Origin of the sequence: Brevundimonas sp. (assembly GCF_036963785.1) — a bacterium.
In the GTDB taxonomy this organism is placed as follows: Bacteria; Pseudomonadota; Alphaproteobacteria; order Caulobacterales; family Caulobacteraceae; genus Brevundimonas.
Window position 1 is genome coordinate 142,060 of the sequence record NZ_JBALUS010000003.1, and the last position, 18,771, is coordinate 160,830.

Annotated in this window: 16 protein-coding genes; 6 read left to right on the top strand and 10 right to left on the bottom strand. The window is 68.3% G+C overall.

Annotated features, from left to right (window positions below):
- Positions 1-25: 25 nt before the first annotated feature.
- From V7672_RS07390 to V7672_RS07400, 3 genes are all read right to left on the bottom strand, one after another.
- A complete protein-coding gene (locus V7672_RS07390) occupies positions 26-4,933 on the bottom strand; it encodes an NAD-glutamate dehydrogenase (protein ID WP_335623955.1) in 4,908 nt (1,635 codons plus the stop codon).
- Positions 4,934-5,107: 174 nt separating this feature from the next.
- Positions 5,108-5,956 carry an outer membrane protein gene (locus tag V7672_RS07395; protein ID WP_335623956.1) on the bottom strand — a complete coding sequence of 283 codons (849 nt, stop codon included), beginning with the start codon at positions 5,954-5,956 and terminating at the stop codon, positions 5,108-5,110.
- 299 nt (positions 5,957-6,255) lie between these two features.
- The gene (locus V7672_RS07400; protein WP_335623957.1) at positions 6,256-7,386 is read right to left on the bottom strand and encodes an AI-2E family transporter; all 1,131 of its coding nucleotides are present in this window, start codon (positions 7,384-7,386) and stop codon (positions 6,256-6,258) included.
- Between the two features lie 93 nt (positions 7,387-7,479).
- On the opposite strand from V7672_RS07400, the gene V7672_RS07405 reads away from it, so the two are divergent.
- Together V7672_RS07405 and V7672_RS07410 are read left to right on the top strand one after the other, a co-directional pair.
- Positions 7,480-9,054, top strand: a complete 1,575-nt coding sequence (locus V7672_RS07405) for a helicase HerA-like domain-containing protein (RefSeq protein WP_335623958.1) — start codon at positions 7,480-7,482, stop codon at positions 9,052-9,054.
- Positions 9,051-9,497 (top strand): hypothetical protein, encoded by a 447-nt coding sequence (locus tag V7672_RS07410; protein WP_335623959.1) that lies wholly within the window; start codon positions 9,051-9,053, stop codon positions 9,495-9,497. The genes V7672_RS07405 and V7672_RS07410 overlap by 4 nt, the downstream gene beginning before the upstream one ends.
- Here V7672_RS07410 and V7672_RS07415 read toward each other — a convergent pair.
- Together V7672_RS07415 and timA are read right to left on the bottom strand one after the other, a co-directional pair.
- On the bottom strand, positions 9,494-10,600 hold the full coding sequence (locus V7672_RS07415; protein ID WP_335624406.1) for an MltA domain-containing protein: 1,107 nt from the start codon (positions 10,598-10,600) through the stop codon (positions 9,494-9,496). The genes V7672_RS07410 and V7672_RS07415 overlap by 4 nt on opposite strands.
- A complete protein-coding gene (gene timA / locus V7672_RS07420) occupies positions 10,600-11,235 on the bottom strand; it encodes a TIM44-related membrane protein TimA (protein WP_335623960.1) in 636 nt (211 codons plus the stop codon). Before timA ends, V7672_RS07415 begins: the two co-directional genes overlap by 1 nt.
- A 219-nt stretch (positions 11,236-11,454) precedes the next feature.
- Here timA and secB point away from each other — a divergent pair, with 219 nt between their 5' ends.
- A complete protein-coding gene (secB, locus tag V7672_RS07425) occupies positions 11,455-11,988 on the top strand; it encodes a protein-export chaperone SecB (RefSeq protein ID WP_335623961.1) in 534 nt (177 codons plus the stop codon).
- Positions 11,989-12,007: 19 nt separating this feature from the next.
- Here secB and dnaQ read toward each other — a convergent pair whose 3' ends face one another.
- The 5 genes from dnaQ to V7672_RS07450 are packed head-to-tail and all read right to left on the bottom strand — an operon-like array spanning position 12,008 to position 15,616.
- Positions 12,008-12,697, bottom strand: coding sequence for a DNA polymerase III subunit epsilon (gene dnaQ, locus V7672_RS07430; protein ID WP_335623962.1), 690 nt, complete (start codon positions 12,695-12,697; stop codon positions 12,008-12,010).
- A 30-nt stretch (positions 12,698-12,727) separates the two neighbouring features.
- Entirely contained in the window at positions 12,728-13,330 is a 603-nt protein-coding gene (coaE, locus tag V7672_RS07435; protein ID WP_335623963.1) for a dephospho-CoA kinase, read from the bottom strand.
- Positions 13,327-14,136, bottom strand: a complete 810-nt coding sequence (locus tag V7672_RS07440) for a shikimate dehydrogenase family protein (RefSeq protein ID WP_335623964.1) — start codon at positions 14,134-14,136, stop codon at positions 13,327-13,329. The genes coaE and V7672_RS07440 overlap by 4 nt, the downstream gene beginning before the upstream one ends.
- Complete coding sequence (locus V7672_RS07445; protein WP_335623965.1) at positions 14,133-14,741, bottom strand: Maf family protein; 609 nt, start codon at positions 14,739-14,741, stop codon at positions 14,133-14,135. Before V7672_RS07445 ends, V7672_RS07440 begins: the two co-directional genes overlap by 4 nt.
- Positions 14,738-15,616, bottom strand: coding sequence for a pyruvate, water dikinase regulatory protein (locus tag V7672_RS07450; RefSeq protein ID WP_335623966.1), 879 nt, complete (start codon positions 15,614-15,616; stop codon positions 14,738-14,740). Before V7672_RS07450 ends, V7672_RS07445 begins: the two co-directional genes overlap by 4 nt.
- 549 nt (positions 15,617-16,165) lie before the next feature.
- On the opposite strand from V7672_RS07450, the gene hemE reads away from it, so the two are divergent.
- Genes hemE through V7672_RS07465 form a run of 3 tightly spaced genes read left to right on the top strand, consistent with a single transcriptional unit; the run spans position 16,166 to position 18,728 of the window.
- Positions 16,166-17,200 (top strand): uroporphyrinogen decarboxylase, encoded by a 1,035-nt coding sequence (gene hemE, locus V7672_RS07455; RefSeq protein ID WP_335623967.1) that lies wholly within the window; start codon positions 16,166-16,168, stop codon positions 17,198-17,200.
- On the top strand, positions 17,197-18,261 hold the full coding sequence (hemH, locus tag V7672_RS07460; RefSeq protein ID WP_335623968.1) for a ferrochelatase: 1,065 nt from the start codon (positions 17,197-17,199) through the stop codon (positions 18,259-18,261). The genes hemE and hemH overlap by 4 nt, the downstream gene beginning before the upstream one ends.
- A complete protein-coding gene (locus tag V7672_RS07465; RefSeq protein WP_335623969.1) occupies positions 18,258-18,728 on the top strand; it encodes a CopD family protein in 471 nt (156 codons plus the stop codon). The genes hemH and V7672_RS07465 overlap by 4 nt, the downstream gene beginning before the upstream one ends.
- Positions 18,729-18,771: the final 43 nt, after the last annotated feature.

Consider the following 18,771-nt stretch of genomic DNA (forward strand, 5'->3'; position numbering starts at 1 on the left):
TCCCCTTGCTGGCCGACGACGGGACCTAGCCCGCCGAGGCGGCCACCTCCCGGATCGTGGCGTTGGCGATGGTCAGCTTGGCGAAGGTCCAGCCCTGACCCGACTGTTCAATCTCGTCGACCGAGGCGCGGACACCCTCCACCACCTCGAGCCGGTGACCGATCCAGGCGTCGACCGCGGCCTCGGCGGTCGCCTCGCTCTGACCAACCTTCGGGTCCGAGGCGCGGGCGACAGCCCGGGTCAGGACCATTTGCTCGACCATGAAGTCCTGGATCAGGCGGCGCACGGCCAGACGGTCGAAATGGTCGGCCGAGGGCACCTGGCCCGCGGCAAACCGCAGCCGGTCAAGATCGAAGGCAGCGCCGACCTGATGGTACAGGCGGGCCATGGCCGGCGCGGGCCAGTCGACCTCGCGGGCCAGATCGCCGACATCCGCCACCGCCACCTGCGACCGAAGCAAGGCGACCTCGTGGGCCATGGCTTCGGGGATGCCCTGGGCGATAAAGCCCCGGACGCGGTCATCCAGCCGGCCCTGTTCGAACCGCGACAGGACGTCTCCGCCCTCGGACAGGAGGGCATCGGCGATCGGGCGATAGGTCTCGATCAGGCTGTCGACCGTCACACCCGACAGGGGCGCGCGGCGGGACAGCCAGAAGGTCTGGCGCCGCAGGACGGTGGCAATCTCGCGGTAGAGGGCGATCTGGGCGGGCGACGAGACCTTGAGGTCGAGCGCCGATACCGCGTCCCAGGCCTCGTCGAGGCGGAAGATGCGGCGGGCTGCAGCAAAGGCCACGACCATGGACCCGGCACCGACCTCGGCGCTGCGCTTGAGCCGCTCGGGGAAGGTCGCCCCCATCATGTTCACGATCTGGTTGCTCAGGACCGTGGCGATGATCTCGCGGCGCAGGCGGTGGGACTGCATTTCCTCGCCGAAGCGCGCGAGCGGCTCGGGGAAATACTGGGCCAGGGTTTCGCGGAAGAAGGGATCGTCCGGGGCTGTCGAGGCGACGATCTCGTCGAACAGTTCGATCTTGGAATAGGCGGTCAGCACCGCGATCTCGGGCCGGGTCAGGGCCTGACCGATGGCCTTCATCTCGGCGATGCGCACATCGTCCGGCAGGCCCTCGACGCGCCGGTCCAGACGTCCGCGGCTGCCCAGCGTCTGCATGAAGCCTTGCTGGGAATCCAGGGCGCGCACGCCCTCGTCGGCCTGCAGGGTCAGGGCGAGGGTCTGGTCGTAATTGTGCGCCAGAACCTTTTCGCCGACCTCTTCGGTCATTTCGGCCAGCAGGGGGTTGCGATCCTCGGGCTTGAGCGCGCCCGACATGATGGCCGACCCCAGCAGGATCTTGATGTTGACCTCGTGGTCGGAGGTGTCGACGCCGGCCGAGTTGTCGATGGCGTCGGTATTGATGCGGCCCCCGCCCTCGCCGCGGCCCTTGAGGGCAAAGGCGATGCGGGCGGCCTGGGTCAGGCCCAGATTGGCGCCCTCGCCGACCACCTTGACCCGCAGGTCCTCGGCATTGACCCGCAGGGGGTCATTGGTCTTGTCGCCGACCTGGGTATCGGTCTCGTGCACCGATTTCACATAGGTGCCGATGCCCCCGAGGTAGAGCAGTTCGGCCGGGGCCTTGAGGATAGCCCGGATCAGGCTTTGCGGGTCGAGGGCTTCATCCTCGATGTCCAGCATGGCGCGGACCTCGGGCGTCAGCGGGATGGATTTTTCCGCGCGCGAGAAGACCCCGCCGCCCTTCGAGATCTTCTTCGCATCGTAGTCCTGCCAGGACGAGCGCGGCAGGTCGAACAGGCGGCTGCGCTCGGCCCAGCTGGTCGCCGGATCGGGATCGGGGTCCAGGAAGATGTCGCGGTGATCGAAGGCCGCCAGCAGGCGGGTCTGTTTCGACAACAGCATGCCGTTGCCGAACACATCGCCCGACATGTCGCCCACGCCGACCGCGGTGAAGGGCTCGGTCTGGATGTCCCGGCCCATTTCGCGGAAGTGGCGCTTGACCGCCTCCCAGGCGCCGCGGGCGGTGATGCCCATGGCCTTGTGGTCATAGCCGACCGATCCGCCCGAGGCGAAAGCATCGTCCAGCCAGAAGCCGTAGTCCGCCGAGACGCCATTGGCGATGTCCGAAAAGGTCGCCGTGCCCTTGTCGGCGGCCACGACCAGATAGGGATCGTCCCCTTCCCAGCGGATGACCCCTTCGGGGGTCACCACCGTGCCGTCGGCGTCGATGGTGTCAGTGATGTCCAGCATGCCCGACAGGAAGGTCTTGTAGGCGCGGATGGCCTCGGCCTGCTGGGCGTCGCGGTCACCGCCCGCGCGGACGATCTGGGGCAGATTCTTGGGATAGAAGCACCCCTTCGAACCCACGGGCACGATGACGGCATTCTTGACCTGCTGCGCCTTGACCAGTCCCAGCACCTCGGTGCGGAAGTCCTCACGCCGGTCGGACCAGCGCAGGCCGCCCCGGGCCACGGGGCCGAAGCGCAGGTGCACGCCCTCGATATGCGGAGCCCAGACGAAGATCTCGCGATAGGGCTTGGGCAGGGGCAGATCGTCCAGCTCACGCGAGGCGATCTTGATCGAGATGTGCGGCTGCGGCTGCCCCTGGTCATCGCGGATGTAGTAGTTGGTCCGCATTGTCGCCCGGACCAGATTGGTCAGGCGACGCAGGGCACGGTCATGGTCGAGGCTCTTGACCGCCTGCAGCTGTTCATCCAGCCGGGCATTGAGGTCCGAGACCTTGTCGAACCGGCCATCGCCCTCGGCCGCATCGGGATCGAATTTCAGCCGGAACAGCTCCAGCAGACCGCGCGCGACGTCCGGATACAGATAGAGGGCCTCTTCCTGCACCGACTGGCTGGGGTCCATGCCGGTCTGCTGGCGATAGCGGGCGAGGGTGCGGATCAGGGCGGCTTCGCGCCAGCCGATGCCCAGCTCGATCACCAGCCGGTTCAGACCGTCGCTCTCCGTCAGGCCCGACCAGACGGCCGCGACCGCAGATTCGAACGGCGCCTTGATGGAGTCGAAGCTCAGCTTCTCGCCGCGCGGGTCTTCCAGCAGGAATTCATGAATATGGATGGGCAGATCGCCCTGGGGCCGGACGGCATGGCCCCATTCCTCAAGCGTCTTGAGCCCCATGTCGGCCAGAACCGGCAGGACATCGGACAGGGGCACGGGACTGCCGCGGTGATACAGCTTGAAGCGGAACTGCAGGGGGCTGTCCTCGGCCGTGCGGAAGGCGCGCACCGCGATCGGCTCACCGCCGTCGCGTTCTCCGCTGTCGTTCAGCTGGTCGAACCGCTCCAGATCGATGACGGCTTCGGCCGCCGTATAACGGTCGCGATAGGCGGTGCCGAAGGCTTCGGTCCAGCGGGTGCTGAGCGGGCCGACGGCGACGTCGTCGACCCCGGCGGCACGCAGGGCGGCCTCGAACCGCTCGGGCCAGCCGCGTCCGGCCTCGGCCACCTCGGCCTCGAGCGCGACGGGGTCAGGCGTGGGATGTTCGCCGGGCGTGACCCCGATGATGTAGTGGATGCGTACCAGCGGGGCATCGGACAGCTGCGGATACCAGGCCGACAGTCGCCCGCCCCAGGCCTGGGCCAGGATCCGCCCGATCCGCTCGCGCAGGGAGGCGTGGAACCGCTCGCGCGGGATGAAGGCCAGGATGGAGACAAACCGGTCGAACGGATCGTTGCGGGTGAACAGGCGGATGCGCGGCCGGTCGTACAGGTGAAGGATGCCGAGCGCGATCGGCAACAGTTCGTCCTCGGTGACCTGGAACAGCTCGTCGCGCGGATAATTTTCGAGGATGTTCTTCAGCCGCTTGTGGCTGTGGCCGCTGCCGGCCTTGCCGGCGCGCTTGAGGGCGTTCTCGACCTTGCGCCGGACCAGCGGCACCTGTGAGGCCACGCGGTCATAGGCCTCGGCCGTGAACAGGCCGACAAAGCGGGTCTCGCCCGAGGGCCGCCCGTCCGTCCCGAACCGCTTGACGCCGATATAGTCCATATAGGCCCGGCGGTGCACGCGGGACCGGGCATTGGCCTTGGCCACCGTGACCGGGTCCGACAGGTCCAGCTGGCGCTTCATCTGGCGGGTCAGGACGGCGGGTTCATTGGCGCGGCGCAGCACGGTGCGCTCGGGATCGCGCAGCACGCCCAGCCCCTCGCCTGACTGCGAGAGCGGCGCCTCGGCCTCATAGCCGCCGTCGGCCGAGCGCGGATAGTCGTAGTCGCGCGCGCCGAGGAAGACGAAGTGGTCGTCATTCAGCCAGTTGAGAAAGGCCACCGTCTCGGCGACGACCTCGGGATTGATGCCGGGAGGGTGGGCCTCAAGATGGGCCACGGACCGGGCCATCAGCTCGCGCATGGCGCCATGGTCGGCGGTCGCCGCCGTGACATCGGACAGGGTGGTGGCGAGACCTTCGCCCAAGCTGTCGCGCCGCTCCTGCGGGAGCGGGTCCATCACGACGATGATGACGGATTCGCGCGTCTGGCCGGCACCGGCCGTGCGCTGGCCCGCGCCGTCCCGCGTGACGTCGGCGATCGGGTGGAACATGGCGCGCACGGACACGCCGGTCTCGGCCAGTTCGCCCATGACGCTGTCGACCAGGAAGGGACGGTCGTCCTGAACGATCAGGATGCGGTCAAAGGCCGTGGCGCGACCATCCGCCCCGTGCAGGGGACCGACCTGGATGCGCGCAGGCTCGCCGGCCTGACGAACGGCGGCGGTGGTCCAGGCCTCGGCCAGCAGGGCCGCGAGGTCCTCAAGGCCGATCTCGGGCGTCTCGTCGGCGTCGTAGTCTTCCAGGGCCTCGGCCAGGAACCCCTTGACCAGGGCGTCGGTCTTCTTGCCCGCAGCCTTCTCAAAGCCCTTGCACAGGATGTCGAGGGAGGGGGACGAGGGAGCTGCGGCGTCGCGGGACATGCGAATAGGGTCTCAATGGCGCGGCTCATCACCGCCTGGATGACCCTGATGACTAGATCGGTGCGCGCCAAAGGGAAAGCCCGGAAACGGCGCGAGCGGGACCGCCCGGACGCAACAGGGCCGGGCCCGCCTGTGCGAGCCCGGCCCTGCCGGAGTTTTAACCGGTATCCCGCTTTAGAAGCGGATGTTCATCCCCAGGCGGAAGCCGTGGTAGTCGAAGTCACCATTGCTGCGGGTGATGTCGGTCCCGGCCGTATTGGGCGGCAGGATGAAGGGGTTGGTCGGACCCGCCGTACCCGGACCGGCGCGCACGACATAGTCGCCCGCCTCCAGGCTGGTGTAGAGATATTCCGTCACCAGCGTCAGGTTGGGGGCCAGTTTCCACTCCACGCCGGCGCCGTATTGATAGCCGTCAGCATCGTCCTCGCTGGTCTGCTCGGTGAAGCTGTTGGCGCCATTCGTGGTGAAGAAGCTGTTCTGGACCTTGCCATAGGCGACACCGCCGGTGCCGTAGACCAGGGCCGGGCCCATGGCGTAGCCGATCCGGGCGCGCAGGGCGGCGGTGTGCTCCAGTTCGCGGTTCATGGTGTAGGAGGCCGGCGTGGTGCTGAACGAGGTGACGCTGTCGTTGACGTCTGCCGCGGCCACTTCACCGACAGCGCCGACGACCCAGTTTCCGAACTGCACATCGTAGCCGATGCGGGCGCCGCCCTCGACGCCGTCCCCCTGTCGGTAGCAGCCCTCAGCCAGAGTGGCGCCCCGTGCCGTGTTGGCGCAGGAGCCGGGGCTGAAGGCGCTGTTCGTGGTGCCATTCAGGACGACGGTGTCGTCGAACTCGCCATCAAAGTCGCGGTCGAAAATCAGCTGCTCGTCCGGATCGCCGTTGGTTTCCAGATAGCTGCCATAGATGCCGATGTAGGGGCCGCTCCAGTCATTCGGGGCGGACTGCGCCAGGGCAGGGGTGGCCAGACCGGCCATCAGGACCGTTGCCAGGGCGGCGCCCGTGTAGAGTGAGGTTCGCATCCGTAATTCCTTTGTCTGACCGGGTGTCTCCACCCGGGCGTGATCGTGCTTCCCTCCCGGCTGACACAACGGGGGGCCGAAGGAGGCGTTCCTTGCGGACGTCACCCGGGAGCAGGCTGCGTCAAAGGTGTGGGTTTCCCGCCACAACGACTAAGGCCGCCGGGCTTGCACCCGACGGCCTCTGTCTGGACGAGCCCGGGAGGGGGAGGGGTCGTCCTCGCGCACCGCGACCGGGGGAGGGGGAGGGAGGCCGCGGCGGTGATGCAGAGGTGGTTCGCCCCCACGCCCCTTTCAAGCCGTCAGTCGTCCGAAACGGAGGCGTCCGCCTGTGGCGCGTTGACGCGGGGGGTGGGGCGCTTTTTCGACGGGGTCTCTTCGCTGTCCGGGTAGGGTTCGCCATCGCCGGACATCAGGATGGCGATCCAGCGACTGCCCTTGAACTCGGCCAGGATGGCCATCATCAACACCGCCAGCGGCGTCGACAGGAACATGCCGATCACCCCCCACAGCTTGCCCCACAGGGCCAGCGACAGGAGGACCACCACCGGGTCGATATTCTGATTGTCGCCCTGCATGCGCGGCTGGATCCAGTTGCCGACGATGAACAGCACGGTCTGCAGTCCGATCAGCAGGATCAGGGCCTGCCAGTAGCTTTCAAACTGGACGAGGGCGAACATCGGCGGGGCCAGGCCCGCGATCGCGCCGCCAAGGATCGGGATGAAGCCGACCACGAAGATGACAAAGGTCCAGAACTCGGCGTTCTGAAGGCCCACAGCCCGCATCAGGGCCCAGGCCACTGCGCAGATCATCACCCCGGTCACCGCCTGCACCCAGAGGTAGCCTTCGACCCCCGAACGGATGCGCTGAAAGACGGCGCGCGCCTCGTGCCGGGTTTCGCGCACGGGGAACATGCCGACGATCTTGCGCTGGAAACCCGCCTGGGCCGCGATCAGAAAGGCGAGATAGACCAGGACGAAAAAGGCGCCGCTGGCGACGTTCTGAACCTGCAGGGCAAAGTCGGCCACATAGCTGCGAAGATCGATGTCGCCGATCAGGTCCATGGCCGTCGGCGGACTGTCGACCCCGAACAGGGCCGCCAGGTCCCGGATCACCTGATCGATCCGTGGACCCAGTCGGGTCGACACGCCCGAGGCCTCGCCAAAGAAGCCCGTCGCCCCGTTCACGATGATACCGATCGAGGCGAAGAAGCCCAGAATGACAAGCACCAGCGCGGCCACGCCGGCCATCCGGTCGCTGAGGACCGTATTGTCGGCCACGAACCGCTTGATGCCGTCGATCATGATCAGCAGGAAGATGGCCATGGCCAGCGGGGTGAGGATGTCCCGCAGCCAGAACAGCGCCGCGCCCCCGGCCACCGCGGCCAGCATCACCAGCGCATTGCGCGCAACAGTCGAGGTGGGAACGGCCATGGCGGACTTCATGGGCCGGTTGTCCGGCTTCCGGGCGTTCCCGTCAATCGCGGTCTGGTCTATGTCCTGTGACAGACATAGCGAGGGCAGGGCATGAGCGCGACGGACGGGTTGTTTCTGGGGTGGACCGAGGACGACGGTGAGTCCCATGCCCGCCACCTGCGGTTTGACCGGGCCAATCGCCACGGGGTGATTGCCGGCGCCACCGGCACCGGCAAGACCGTGACGCTACAGATTCTGGCCCAGGGATTTTCCGACGCCGGGGTCCCGGTTTTCTGCGCCGATGTAAAGGGCGACCTGTCCGGCATCGCCGTGGCCGGAACGCCCGGTGACAAGCTGATCGCCCGGGCCGAGAGCATGCAGCTGGCCCTGACCCCGCGCGCCGCCCCCACCGTCTTCTGGGACCTGTATGGCGAGGCGGGCCACCCGGTGCGCACCGCCGTCAGCGAGATCGGCCCCGTGCTGATGGCCCGAATGCTGGGGCTCAACGAGGTGCAGGAGGGGGTGCTGTCGGTCGTCTTTCACGTTGCCGACACCGAGGGTCTGCTGCTGCTCGACCTCGACGACCTGCGGGCCCTGCTGGTCCATGTGGGCGAGAATGCCGAACGCATCGGGCGCGAGGTCGGCCATGTGGCCCCTGCCTCGATCGCCGCCATCCAGCGGTCCCTGCTGCAGCTGGAGCAGGAGGGCGGCAAGGCCTTCTTCGGCGAGCCGGCGCTCAGGCTCGAGGATCTGATCCGCACCAGTCTGGACGGCCGGGGACAGGTCAATGTGCTGCACGCCGCGCGGTTGATGAACAGTCCGAGGCTGTATTCCGCCTTCCTGCTGTGGCTGCTGTCGGAGCTGTTCGAGCAGTTGCCCGAGATCGGCGACCCGGAAAAGCCGCGTCTGGTGTTCTTCTTCGACGAGGCCCACCTGCTGTTCGACGATACGCCCAAGGCTCTGGTCGACAAGGTGGAACAGGTGGTGCGCCTGATCCGGTCCAAGGGGGTGGGCGTCTATTTCGTCACCCAGAACCCGGCCGATATCCCCGACAGCGTGCTCAGCCAGCTGGGCAACCGCATCCAGCATGCCCTGCGCGCCTATACGCCCTCGGAGCAGAAAGGGCTGAAGGCCGCCTCCGACAGCTTCCGGCCCAATCCGGCGTTCGATACCGCCGAGGCGATTCCGGCGCTGGGCGTGGGCGAGGCGGTGGTCTCGACCCTCGACGAAAAGGGCGCCCCCGCGATGGTGGCCCGCACCAGGATCCGCCCGCCGGACAGCCGTCTGGGGCCGGCGACCGAGCCCGAGCGCGCCGCTGTCATGGCCGCGAGCCCGGTGCGCGGCGTCTATGACACCCCGGTCGACCGGGAGTCGGCCCATGAAATCCTGACCGCGCGCCATGCCGAGGCGGATGCCGCCGAAGCCGAGGCGAAAGCCGCAGCGGACAAGGCCAGGGCCGATGCGCTGGCGGCGAAGGAGGCGGAAAAGGCCAAGGCCGCCCGCGAGAAGGAAGAGACCCGCATCCGCCGCGAGGCCGAACGCGAGGCCCGCGCCCGCGCCCCGGCGCGGCGCTCGTCCCGGGAAACCCCGCTGGAGGCCGCGACCAAATCCGTCCTGCGCACCGCCGGCTCAACCCTGACCCGCGAAATCCTGCGCGGCGTGCTGGGCGGGATGCGGCGGCGGTGACTGAGGAGCCGCCGACCTACTGGCTGGCTGCCTGGCCCCTTGTGTGGTTCGGTGGCTGGATGGCAGTCTCCATTTTCCTTCGAAAGGCGCGCGGAAAGCCGATCTTTCCCCGATTGCCGCGAGACGCTGTGTACTCGCAGCGCGCCGGCTCGGGCTGGGATGACCGCCATTTCCTGGGGCGGATGGGGGGCGCGAGGCGGGTCCTGCTTGTGGCCGTCACAGAGGAAGAGCTCCTTGTGTGCCCGGACTTCCCGGCCAATCTCTTCATTCCGCCGTGGTCGGCCGGTATGGAATTCCAGACCCCTCTGCGGGGCATTCACAGGGTCTATGAACGACGGTGGATCCGGAATCCGGCTGTGATCATCGAACTGATCGATGGTCGGCGGTTCGGACTGGCCCTGCGCCGGCCGGAAGCGTTCAAGCGGGCCCTGGGGTACGGCTAGAGCCTCGGCACCAGCCGCCACATCCTGAGGGGGTGGCGGACCGCCCCGGCCTCGGCACCCGCCGCATCGCCCCGGCCCATATAGAGGTCGGCCCGCACCGGGCCCCGGATGGCCGAGCCGGTGTCGAGCGCCATGACCAGACCGCGATAGCTGGCGCGGGCCCCGATCAGATTGCCGCCGTCGGCCTCGATCCAGACCGGGTCGCCATAGGTCCAGTGGGCGGGATCGACCGCAATGGCGCGGCGCGCGGGCAGGGGAATGCCCGCGGCCCCGGCCGGGTGGCCGCCGTCGTCGGGGTCCATGCGGAAAAAGATGTAGCGCGGGTTGAGCGCCATCACCGCCCGGGCCTCCGGCCCCCGGTGGGCGGCCAGCCAGCCCCTGATGGCGTCCCCCGAGGTGCCGTTCGGCGGCAGCAGGCCCTGATCCGCCATGGGCCGGGCGATACCGACGAACGGATGGCCGTTGTCGGCGGCATAGGCGGCGCGGGCGCGCGATCCGTCGGCAAAGGTCAGATAGCCCGAGCCCTGGATCTGCAGGAAGAACAGGTCCTCGGCCCGCATCCAGCCGAGGATCTCATAGGCTGATGCGTTGGCCTCGATGGTGGCACGGTCGTCCAGCCGGTCGCCGCGCTGCCAGCCGGCGGGCCGGGCCAGCACCGGGGCATCATGGTCGGCATCGGGGACGCGGCGCGCCTCATACTCCGGCGCAAAATAGGACGTCAGCAGGGCGCGGGACGGTTCCGGGGCCACCGCCTCGACCGCGACGAACCGGCGTTCCAGAAAGGCGCGGGCCGCGCTGGGCGTGGGATTGTCGGCGACCAGCGCGCGGGCTTCGCCGCAGATCGCCTGCGACGCCGGCTCGCGCCGGGCGCTGCAGCCGGTGGCATAGGCGATCAGGGCGGTCAGGTGATCTTCCTGATCCCAGCCGGGCAGGGCGGTGAGTGCCACGGCCCCCACGGTCGGGGACGGAGCCGAGGGCGCGGGCCGGGTGACCGGAGGCACCGGGAGAGGCGGGGCAACGGGCTCGGGCGCGCTGGCACAGGCCGAAACAACGGCGGCCAGCAGCAGGGCCGCAACCGCACCTGCCCGACCGGCCGCCGCCATCATGCGGTGGCGGGCTCCACCCGGGCCAGCACCCAGTTGGGGTCGCTGGCGTTCAGCGGGCGCTCGAAGGTCCAGAGTTCGGCGGTGCGACGCTCCTCGACGCGCGGCTCCTCGCTGCCGGCGCTGATGGTCTGCTTCAGTTCCGACAGGAAGCGCACCTTGGCCACGGCCTTTTCGCCCTGAACCGTCGCCAGTTCCAGATCGGCGCGAGGGGGGTGGGGGAATTCGACCCGTTCCTGTTCGCCGCGCGCCTCGCGGTCGGCCATGCCGGCTTCGAACGACGTCATGACGACGGGGGTCAGCAGGGGCTTCAGCGCCTCGCGGTCGCCCTCGGCATAGCCGCGGACGATGGTCTCATGGGCCTGACGGGCCCCGTCGAGGAAGCGGTGCGGGTCAAAAGCCGGGTCGCGGGCCTTGAGCCCGGCAATGGCCGCAAGCGTTGCCGGGTCGAGGACGGCTCCCGTCGCCGCTTGCCCGGTCTGGGGTGCATCGGCGGCTTCAGGGGCCCCCTTGGGCTTGGCGCGGGCATCCTCTTCCGGCTGGCGGCCGACCTTCTTGCCCAGCACATTGTACAGCTGGAACAGCACCACGGCCGCGATCACGGCAAACAGGATGATCTGGAATTGAGGATTCACGTCGGGTCCGGGTCTGGCGCCACCGGAGGTGCGGCGCTTGACCCTGAGGATTAGGGATTGCCGGGGCCCCACGCAAGGAGGCCCGGCCTGCCGATCCTGTACCGCTGCCCCCCCGGGGGTGCGTGACATTGCCGCCCCGCGCCCGCCATGCTAGTCGCCCCGCCTTCAGGCCGCTGCTGGGGTCTGAGCTTTCATCGATCCAGGAAGACCTGTCCGCGCATGACCGATTCCACGCCTCCCGCCCCCAATGGCGACACCCCCAACGGCTCGACCGAAACGCCGGTGCAGCCGGGCCAGCCCGCCCTGCCGGGCTTTCGCATCATGGCCCAGTATGTGCGCGACTTCTCGTTCGAGAACCCCCGCGCGCCGGAGAGCCTGAAGGTCGAGGGCCGGCCCAATATCGATCTCGGCGTCGAGATGAACGCCCAGGGCCGTCAGGACGGCCTGTTCGAGGTGGAGCTGAAGCTGTCGGTCAAGGCCACCAGCGAGGACAAGCCGGTGTTCCAGGTCGAGCTGGTCTACGGCGGCCTGTTCCAGCTGATGAATGTCCCGGAAAAGGACATCGAGCCGCTGCTGCTGATCGAATGCCCGCGCTATCTGTTCCCGTTCGCCCGCGAAACCATCGCCAAGGCCACGTCGGACGGCGGCTTCTATCCGCCCTTCCTGATGGAGCCGATCGACTTCGGCGCCATCTATACCCAGCGCCAGGCCCAGGTCGCGCGTGGCGCCGCGACCCCTCCCGGTCAGGCCTGAACCACTCCGAGCGGGGCGATCAGGCCTTGAGCCAGAGCGCCTGATCCCCCAGTTCGGCGGCGACAAAGGCCGCATGCGCCTGAACCTCGGCCTCGGTCAGGCGCGGTGAGAGCGGCGTGGGCCGGGCTCCGTGGCGCTGCGGCCCCGCCTGCGCGGCGGCGTGGCCGGACAGGGTGACCAGCTCCAGCGAGCGGGCCTTGCCGCCCTTCAGCTCCAGATACACATCCGACAACAGGCGGGCGTCGATCAGGGCCCCGTGCAGGCTGCGCTCCGTCAGGGAAATCTTGAACCGGCGACACAGGGCATCCAGGGAATTGGCCATGCCCGGAAAGCGCATCTGCGCCATCTGCAGGGTGTCGATCCAGCGCGCCTCCTCGATCAACAGCTGGCCGCACAGGCCCAGTTCGTGATTGATGAAGGCCCGGTCAAAGCTGGCGTTGTGGGCGATGACGGGCGCATCGCCGATGAATTCCAGCAGATCGGCCGCGACCTCGGCGAATTTCGGCGCGCCGTGCAGCTTTTCCAGAGTGATGCCGTGCACGGCGATGGCGCCGGCGGGAATGTCGCGCTCGGGATGGATCAGCCGGTGGAAGGTGCGGCCGGTCGGCAGCAGGTCATCGATCTCGATACAGCCGACCTCGATCATCCGGTCGCCCGTCCGGGGGTCAAAGCCGGTGGTTTCAGTATCCAGAACGATCTCGCGGGCCATGGCCCTTGATGCCGCGCTTCGCTCCGGGCTTCAATCCGTCGCGGGTGAGGTCAGGCGTTCCATCAACAGCCGAACCTGGTCCCGGGCGTGGGGAATGCCCCGGCCGGTATCGATGACGACATCGGCATGGGCGCGCTTTTCGGAATCGGGCACCTGACGGGACAGGATCTGCCGGAACCGGGCCTCGGTCATCCCGGGGCGGGACAGAACCCGCCGCCTTTGCTCGGCCTCGGGCGCGCTGGCGACCACCACGGCCGTGACGCCGGTTCGGTCGGCGCCCGTCTCGAACCAGAGGGGAATGTCCAGAACCACGACGGCGCGGCCTTCCGCGCGGGCCCGGACAAGGAAGGCCTCGCGGTCGGCCCGAACCAGCGGATGGACAATGGATTCGAGCGTCGAAAACCCTTCAGGATGCGCCTGAAGCTGTGCCGAGAGCCGGGTCCGGTCGACCGCACCGTCGACGACCACGCCCGGAAAGGCGGCCTCGATCGCCTCCACCGCGGCGCCGCCCTTCTGATAGAGGGCATGGACGGCGGCATCGGCATCCCAGACGGCGGCGCCCGCCTCTGCGAACAGGCGCGCGGTCGTGCTTTTGCCCATGCCGATCGAACCGGTCAGCACCAGAACGATCATGGCGTCTCTCCCAGCACCCGCAGGGCCTCGGCCCGAACATCGACGTCGGGCGGTGCCACGCCGAACAGGGTCGCAAAGGACGGCCGCGCCTGGCCAATCAGCATGGCCAGGCCGTCGACGACCGTATGGCCCCGCTCCGCACCGGCCTGCAGGAAGCCGGTCATCAGGGGGCGATAGGTCATATCCATCAGCACGGCCTCGGGCGCGAGCGTCGTCAGGTCCAGCTCGGGCGGGACGCTCAGAGCATTGACGACGAGGGCGGTGTCGGAGACGGCGTCGCTGCAGGCCAGTCGGGCCGATGTGTGGGGCTGGACGGCGGCGATCAGGGCATCCGCTCGTGCGGGCGTGCGGTTGATGATCCGCACCTCGGCAAAGACCTCGCCCAGGGCGTGGACGGCCGCCCGCGCCGCGCCCCCGGCGCCCAGCACAGTGGCGATGTTGCCCTTCATCTCCAGAGTCGGAGCCTGTTCCATAAGCGCCGCCATCAGGCCGTGGCCGTCGGTGCTGTCGGCCCGGAGCACGCCGCCATCCTGCCAGAGCAGATTGGCCGAGCCACAGGCGCGGGCGGTGGGACTGGCCTCCTCCGCCAGTTCGAGGGCAATTTCCTTGTAGGGCGCAGTGACATTCAGGCCGCAAAGGGTGCCCTGTCGAAGGTCTCCAATGAGGTCTCGGAATTGATCGTCGCTTTCCGGACCATAGGCCGTGTAGGCCGCGTCGAGGCCGGCCGCCCGGATCCAGGCGCTGTGGATCACCGGACTGAGCGAATGGGCGATCGGCCAGCCCGCGACCCCGGCCCGGATTGTCATCGGTCGATCACGCCCTGATCCCGCAGGGTCTCCAGCACCGCCCACAGCGGCAGGCCCAGGACGGTGAAATAGTCGCCGTCGATGCGCGAGAACAGCTGGGCCCCGGGTCCTTCCAGCCTGTAGCCCCCGACCACACCGGTCAGGGCCGAACCCTCGGCCTCGAGATAGGTGGCCAGCCAGGCCTCGGAGAAATCCCGCACGGTCAGGGCCGCCGTATCGACGTGGCGCCAGACAATCTGTCCGTCCCGGGCGAGCGCTGCGGCCGAATGCAGATGGTGGGTGCGACCCCGGAACCCCCGCAGGCGTGCGGCAATGGCCTCCAGATCGTCCGCCTTGGATACAATGGCCCCGGCCTCGTCCAGAATCTGGTCACCGCCCAGGACCAGCACGCCGGGGCGCATGCGGCTGACCGCGACGGCCTTGGCCTCGGCCAGGCGCACCGCCATGTCCGCCGGGCCGAGGTCGGGATTGGCCTGACGCAGGCCCTCCTCGTCGAGATCTGCGGGTTGGAGATCGACCGCCAGGCCCACCCCGGCCATCAGGGCGCGGCGGGCCGCACTGGCCGAGGCCAGCACCAGGGGCTGACGCTGAAACCCGGCCTTCATGACGGCACGCCGGGCGTACGGCCCGCCTTGCCCGAGCGGCGCTCGCTCAGCAGGTTGACGATGGCGGCGGCGGTTTCCTCGACCGAGCGTCGGGTCACGTCGATCACAGGCCAGCCGCGGCGTTCGAAGGCCCGCCGGGCCTTGATCGTCTCGTCGCGGACCGCGTCGTGATCGATATAGGATGAACTGCGGCCCGCATTCAGGCCGTCGAGGCGGTTGCGCCGGATCTGCACCAGCCGGTCGGGCGACACCGTCAGGCCCACGACCAGCGGCCCGTTCAGCTGCGTCAGGCGCTCGCCGTCCTCCTGTCCGGGGACCAGGGGCACATTGGCGGCGCGGATGCCCCGGTGCGCCAGATAGATGCAGGTCGGGGTCTTGGACGTGCGGCTGACCCCGCACAGCACGACATCCGCGGCCTCCAGCTGTTCGGTCGTGCCCTGGCCGTCGTCATGGGCCATGGCGAAGTCCAGCGCGCCGATGCGGTTGAAATAGTCGGTATCGAGGGCGTGCTGGGCCCCGACTCGGGTCGACAGCGCCGCGCCGAGATAATGGGACAGGGCGCCGACCAGAGGATCCAGCGCCCCGATCTGGGGCATGTCCAGCGCCCGGCAGCCATCTTCGAGCTGCAGTCGCAGACCCTTGTCGACCAGGGTGTGCAGCACCACGCCCGGCGCCGCCGCCACCTCCTCCAGCACCCGCTCCATCTGTTTGGGCGAGCGGACCAGGGCATAGATGTGTTCGATGGGGATCACGCCGTCGAAGCGGGCCGTGACCGCCTTGGCCATGGCGTTCAGGGTCTCACCGGTCGAGTCGGAGACCAGATGGACGTGGAAATAGGTGGCCAGCCGGCCGGAGCCTGAGCGTGTCGGGGTCATGTCCTGTCATCGTCCGAAGCGGCGCGGGCGTCAAACCTGTTCGAGCGGGTCAGAACCCTGCGGAGCGAATCCGGGATTCCTGTGGATGATCCCCTGCGGCAGGCGGGGATCAATCGGTCCGCCATGCGGGCGGAATCCGGGATGGCAGGCCGGGCGGCCGGACAACGGGGACGGATGTGAAGATATGACGACGGTTCGGGGCCATCTGTCCCAAGGGCGGCAACCGCGTTCCGATGCCCTGGGGAAAGGTTAATGAGACGTTAATCCGCAAACAGATCATCCCCCGACGGACGTCGGCTTCCGGGCCCGCCCATTAAGGTTTGATTAAGGATTATCCCCGGTTTCTACAGGCTCTGCCGGCAGCTTCGATCCTTGCCGCAAAGCCCTGTGAAAAGGTCGGCAGCGGGCGCCGGACTCGGGCCAACTGTCCCCGTCATCCCCGGCCCTACCTGCTGTCTTCACTTTCAATATCTCTATCGAGAGGAAGAGAAGCAGAGCGAGGCATTTCGCCCGCTTGAGGTCTTGGTCCGCCCGGCCTAAAGCCGCTCCATGACGGATACGCGCTTGCTCAGGGCCCTCAGGGGTGAAGTCACCGACCGGCCCCCGGTCTGGTTCATGCGTCAGGCGGGGCGCTATCTGCCGGAATACCGGGCTCTGCGGGCCGAGGCCCCGGATTTCATCGCCTTTTGCCTGAACCCCGGGATGGCGGCCGAGGCGACGCTGCAGCCCATGCGCCGTTTTGGCTTCGACGCGGCGATTGTCTTTGCTGACATCCTGCTGATCCCCCAGGCTCTGGGCCAGAAGGTCTGGTTCGAGGCGGGGGAAGGTCCGCGGCTCGGCGCCCTGCCGGATCTGGGGCATATGCAGGCTTTGACCGCCGGGGCGGGTGACTACCTGTCATCTGTCGGGGAAACCCTCAGCCGCGTGCGGGCCGCGCTGGACCCCGAGCGGACCCTGATCGGTTTTGCCGGCGCACCCTGGACCGTTGCGACCTATATGCTGGATGGCGAGACGCGCTCGATCGGCAAGGGCGAACGGGCCCAGGCCCGGACCTTTTATTACCGGGAGCCGGAGAAGGTCCTGGCCTTGCTGGACATTCTGGTCGAGGCCACGGCCCACTATCTGAAGATGCAGGCGGATGCGGGGGCCCAGGTCCTCAAGATCTTCGAGAGCTGGGCCGAGGGCCTGCCGGACGATCTGTTCGAGGTTCTGGTCCTGAAACCCCACCAAAAGCTGGTGGCCCGGGTGCGGGAATTGGGCGTGACCGTGCCCCTGATCGGCTTTCCGCGCGGATCGGCTGCGCTGGCCGAACGTTATGCCCATGACTGCGACGTCCAGGCGGTCGCCCTCGACACAGCTTGCCCGCTGGAGGTTGGTCGCCGGGTGCAGGCGATCAAGCCGATCCAGGGCGCGCTGGATCCGCTCCTGTTGCGCGCTGGAGGCCCGGCGCTGGATCGCCGAGTGGACCAGCTGCTGGAGGCCTGGGGCGCGGGGCCGTGGATCTTCAACCTGGGCCACGGAATCCTGCCGGACGTGCCGATTTCGCATGTCGAGCAGGTCCTCAAAAGGATTGGCGCGCAATGAACCGCCCGCAGGACAGTCAGGGTCGCCGCGTCGCGGTGGTGCTGTTCAACCTGGGCGGTCCGGACGGACCGGAGTCCGTAAAGCCCTTCCTGTTCAACCTGTTCAATGATCCGGCCATCATCGGCCTGCCGGGGCTGTTGCGGACGGCGGTGGCGTGGTTGATCTCGAGCCGTCGGGAAAAGAGCGCCCAGTCCAATTATGACTATATGGGCGGGGGGTCGCCCCTGCTGCCCGGCACCCGGTCCCAGGCCGTGGCGCTGGAGCAGGCCCTGTCGGAGCGCCTGCCGGGCGATCAGATCAAGGCCTTTATCTGCATGCGCTACTGGCATCCGATGACGGAGGCCGTGGCGGCCGAGGTCGAGGCGTGGGCGCCTGACCAGATCGTGCTCCTGCCCCTGTATCCGCAGTTTTCGACCACGACGACCGCCTCGTCGCTCAAGCTGTGGCACGAGACCTATCGCGGACCGGGCGCCAGCCGCGCCATCTGTTGCTATCCCCAGGCCGAAGGCTGGGTCGAGGCCCAGGCCGGGCTGATCCGCGAGGGGCTGACGGCCGCCGGCGACCCGCCCGTGCGCGTGCTGTTTTCTGCCCATGGTATCCCCGAGTCGCTGGTGACGAAGAAGGGCGATCCCTATGCCGAACAGGTCGAGGCCGGGTGTCGCGCCGTCGCCGAACGGCTGGGCCTGAGCGACTGGGGCCTGTGCTACCAAAGCCGGGTCGGGCCTATGAAGTGGCTGGGGCCGTCGACCCCCGAGGCCCTGGAACAGGCCGGCAGGGACGGCGTCGGGGTCGTGCTGGTGCCGATCGCCTTCGTCTCGGAGCATATCGAGACCCTCGTCGAGCTGGATATCGAATACCGGGAACTGGCCGAGGAACACGGCATCCACCCCTATATCCGGGTGCCGACGGTCAGTGTGACGCCGGCCTTCATCTCCGGTCTGGCCGAGGGTGTGGTCGCGGCGCTGGATCGCTCGGGTACGGCGCCGTTCGGGCCGGGCTGTCAGGCGGCGTGGAAGGCCTGTCCCTGCCAGGCCGAGCAGCGGCAGGGGGCAGCGGCGTGAACCTGTATGATCTGGCGCGCGGGCTGCACATTCTGGCGGTGATCGCCTGGATGGCCGGTCTTCTGTTCCTGCCGCGCCTCTATGCCTATGACGCGGAGCAGGCGGACAAGCCCGAGCCCTTGCGCAGCGAGATGCGCGGCCTTCTGCGCACCTGGCAGCGGCGCCTGCTGAAGATCATCCTGAACCCCGCCATGATCGCAGCCACAGTGCTCGGCCTGTGGCTGTTCTGGATACGGAGCGGAGACGGCGCGGACTGGAGCTTTGCCCACCAGCCGTGGATGCTGGCCAAGATCGCGGGGATTCTGGCGCTGGGGGCCTGGCACGGTTATCTGTCCGGCGAATTCCGCCGCATTCAGGCCGGGACCTCGGTCCGCACGAGCCGGTTCTGGCGGATGACCAATGAGATCCCCTTCCTGATCGCCATCGTCATGGTGCTGTCCGTGACCCTGGAGTGGGGCACGCGCTGACGCTGCGGCTGCAGCGGACTTGACCCGCTGCGGCGGGCGTGGT

Coding starts and splice junctions, on each gene's coding strand:
- V7672_RS07445 (WP_335623965.1), bottom strand. CDS start 14,741: ATGAAGGCCGGGTTTCAGCGTCAGCCCCTGGTGCTGGCCTCGGCCAGT.
- V7672_RS07395 (WP_335623956.1), bottom strand. CDS start 5,956: ATGCGAACCTCACTCTACACGGGCGCCGCCCTGGCAACGGTCCTGATG.
- V7672_RS07390 (WP_335623955.1), bottom strand. CDS start 4,933: ATGTCCCGCGACGCCGCAGCTCCCTCGTCCCCCTCCCTCGACATCCTG.
- V7672_RS07405 (WP_335623958.1), top strand. CDS start 7,480: ATGAGCGCGACGGACGGGTTGTTTCTGGGGTGGACCGAGGACGACGGT.
- secB (WP_335623961.1), top strand. CDS start 11,455: ATGACCGATTCCACGCCTCCCGCCCCCAATGGCGACACCCCCAACGGC.
- hemH (WP_335623968.1), top strand. CDS start 17,197: ATGAACCGCCCGCAGGACAGTCAGGGTCGCCGCGTCGCGGTGGTGCTG.
- V7672_RS07450 (WP_335623966.1), bottom strand. CDS start 15,616: ATGACCCCGACACGCTCAGGCTCCGGCCGGCTGGCCACCTATTTCCAC.
- V7672_RS07440 (WP_335623964.1), bottom strand. CDS start 14,136: ATGACAATCCGGGCCGGGGTCGCGGGCTGGCCGATCGCCCATTCGCTC.
- V7672_RS07400 (WP_335623957.1), bottom strand. CDS start 7,386: ATGGCCGTTCCCACCTCGACTGTTGCGCGCAATGCGCTGGTGATGCTG.
- V7672_RS07415 (WP_335624406.1), bottom strand. CDS start 10,600: ATGGCGGCGGCCGGTCGGGCAGGTGCGGTTGCGGCCCTGCTGCTGGCC.
- coaE (WP_335623963.1), bottom strand. CDS start 13,330: ATGATCGTTCTGGTGCTGACCGGTTCGATCGGCATGGGCAAAAGCACG.
- dnaQ (WP_335623962.1), bottom strand. CDS start 12,697: ATGGCCCGCGAGATCGTTCTGGATACTGAAACCACCGGCTTTGACCCC.
- hemE (WP_335623967.1), top strand. CDS start 16,166: ATGACGGATACGCGCTTGCTCAGGGCCCTCAGGGGTGAAGTCACCGAC.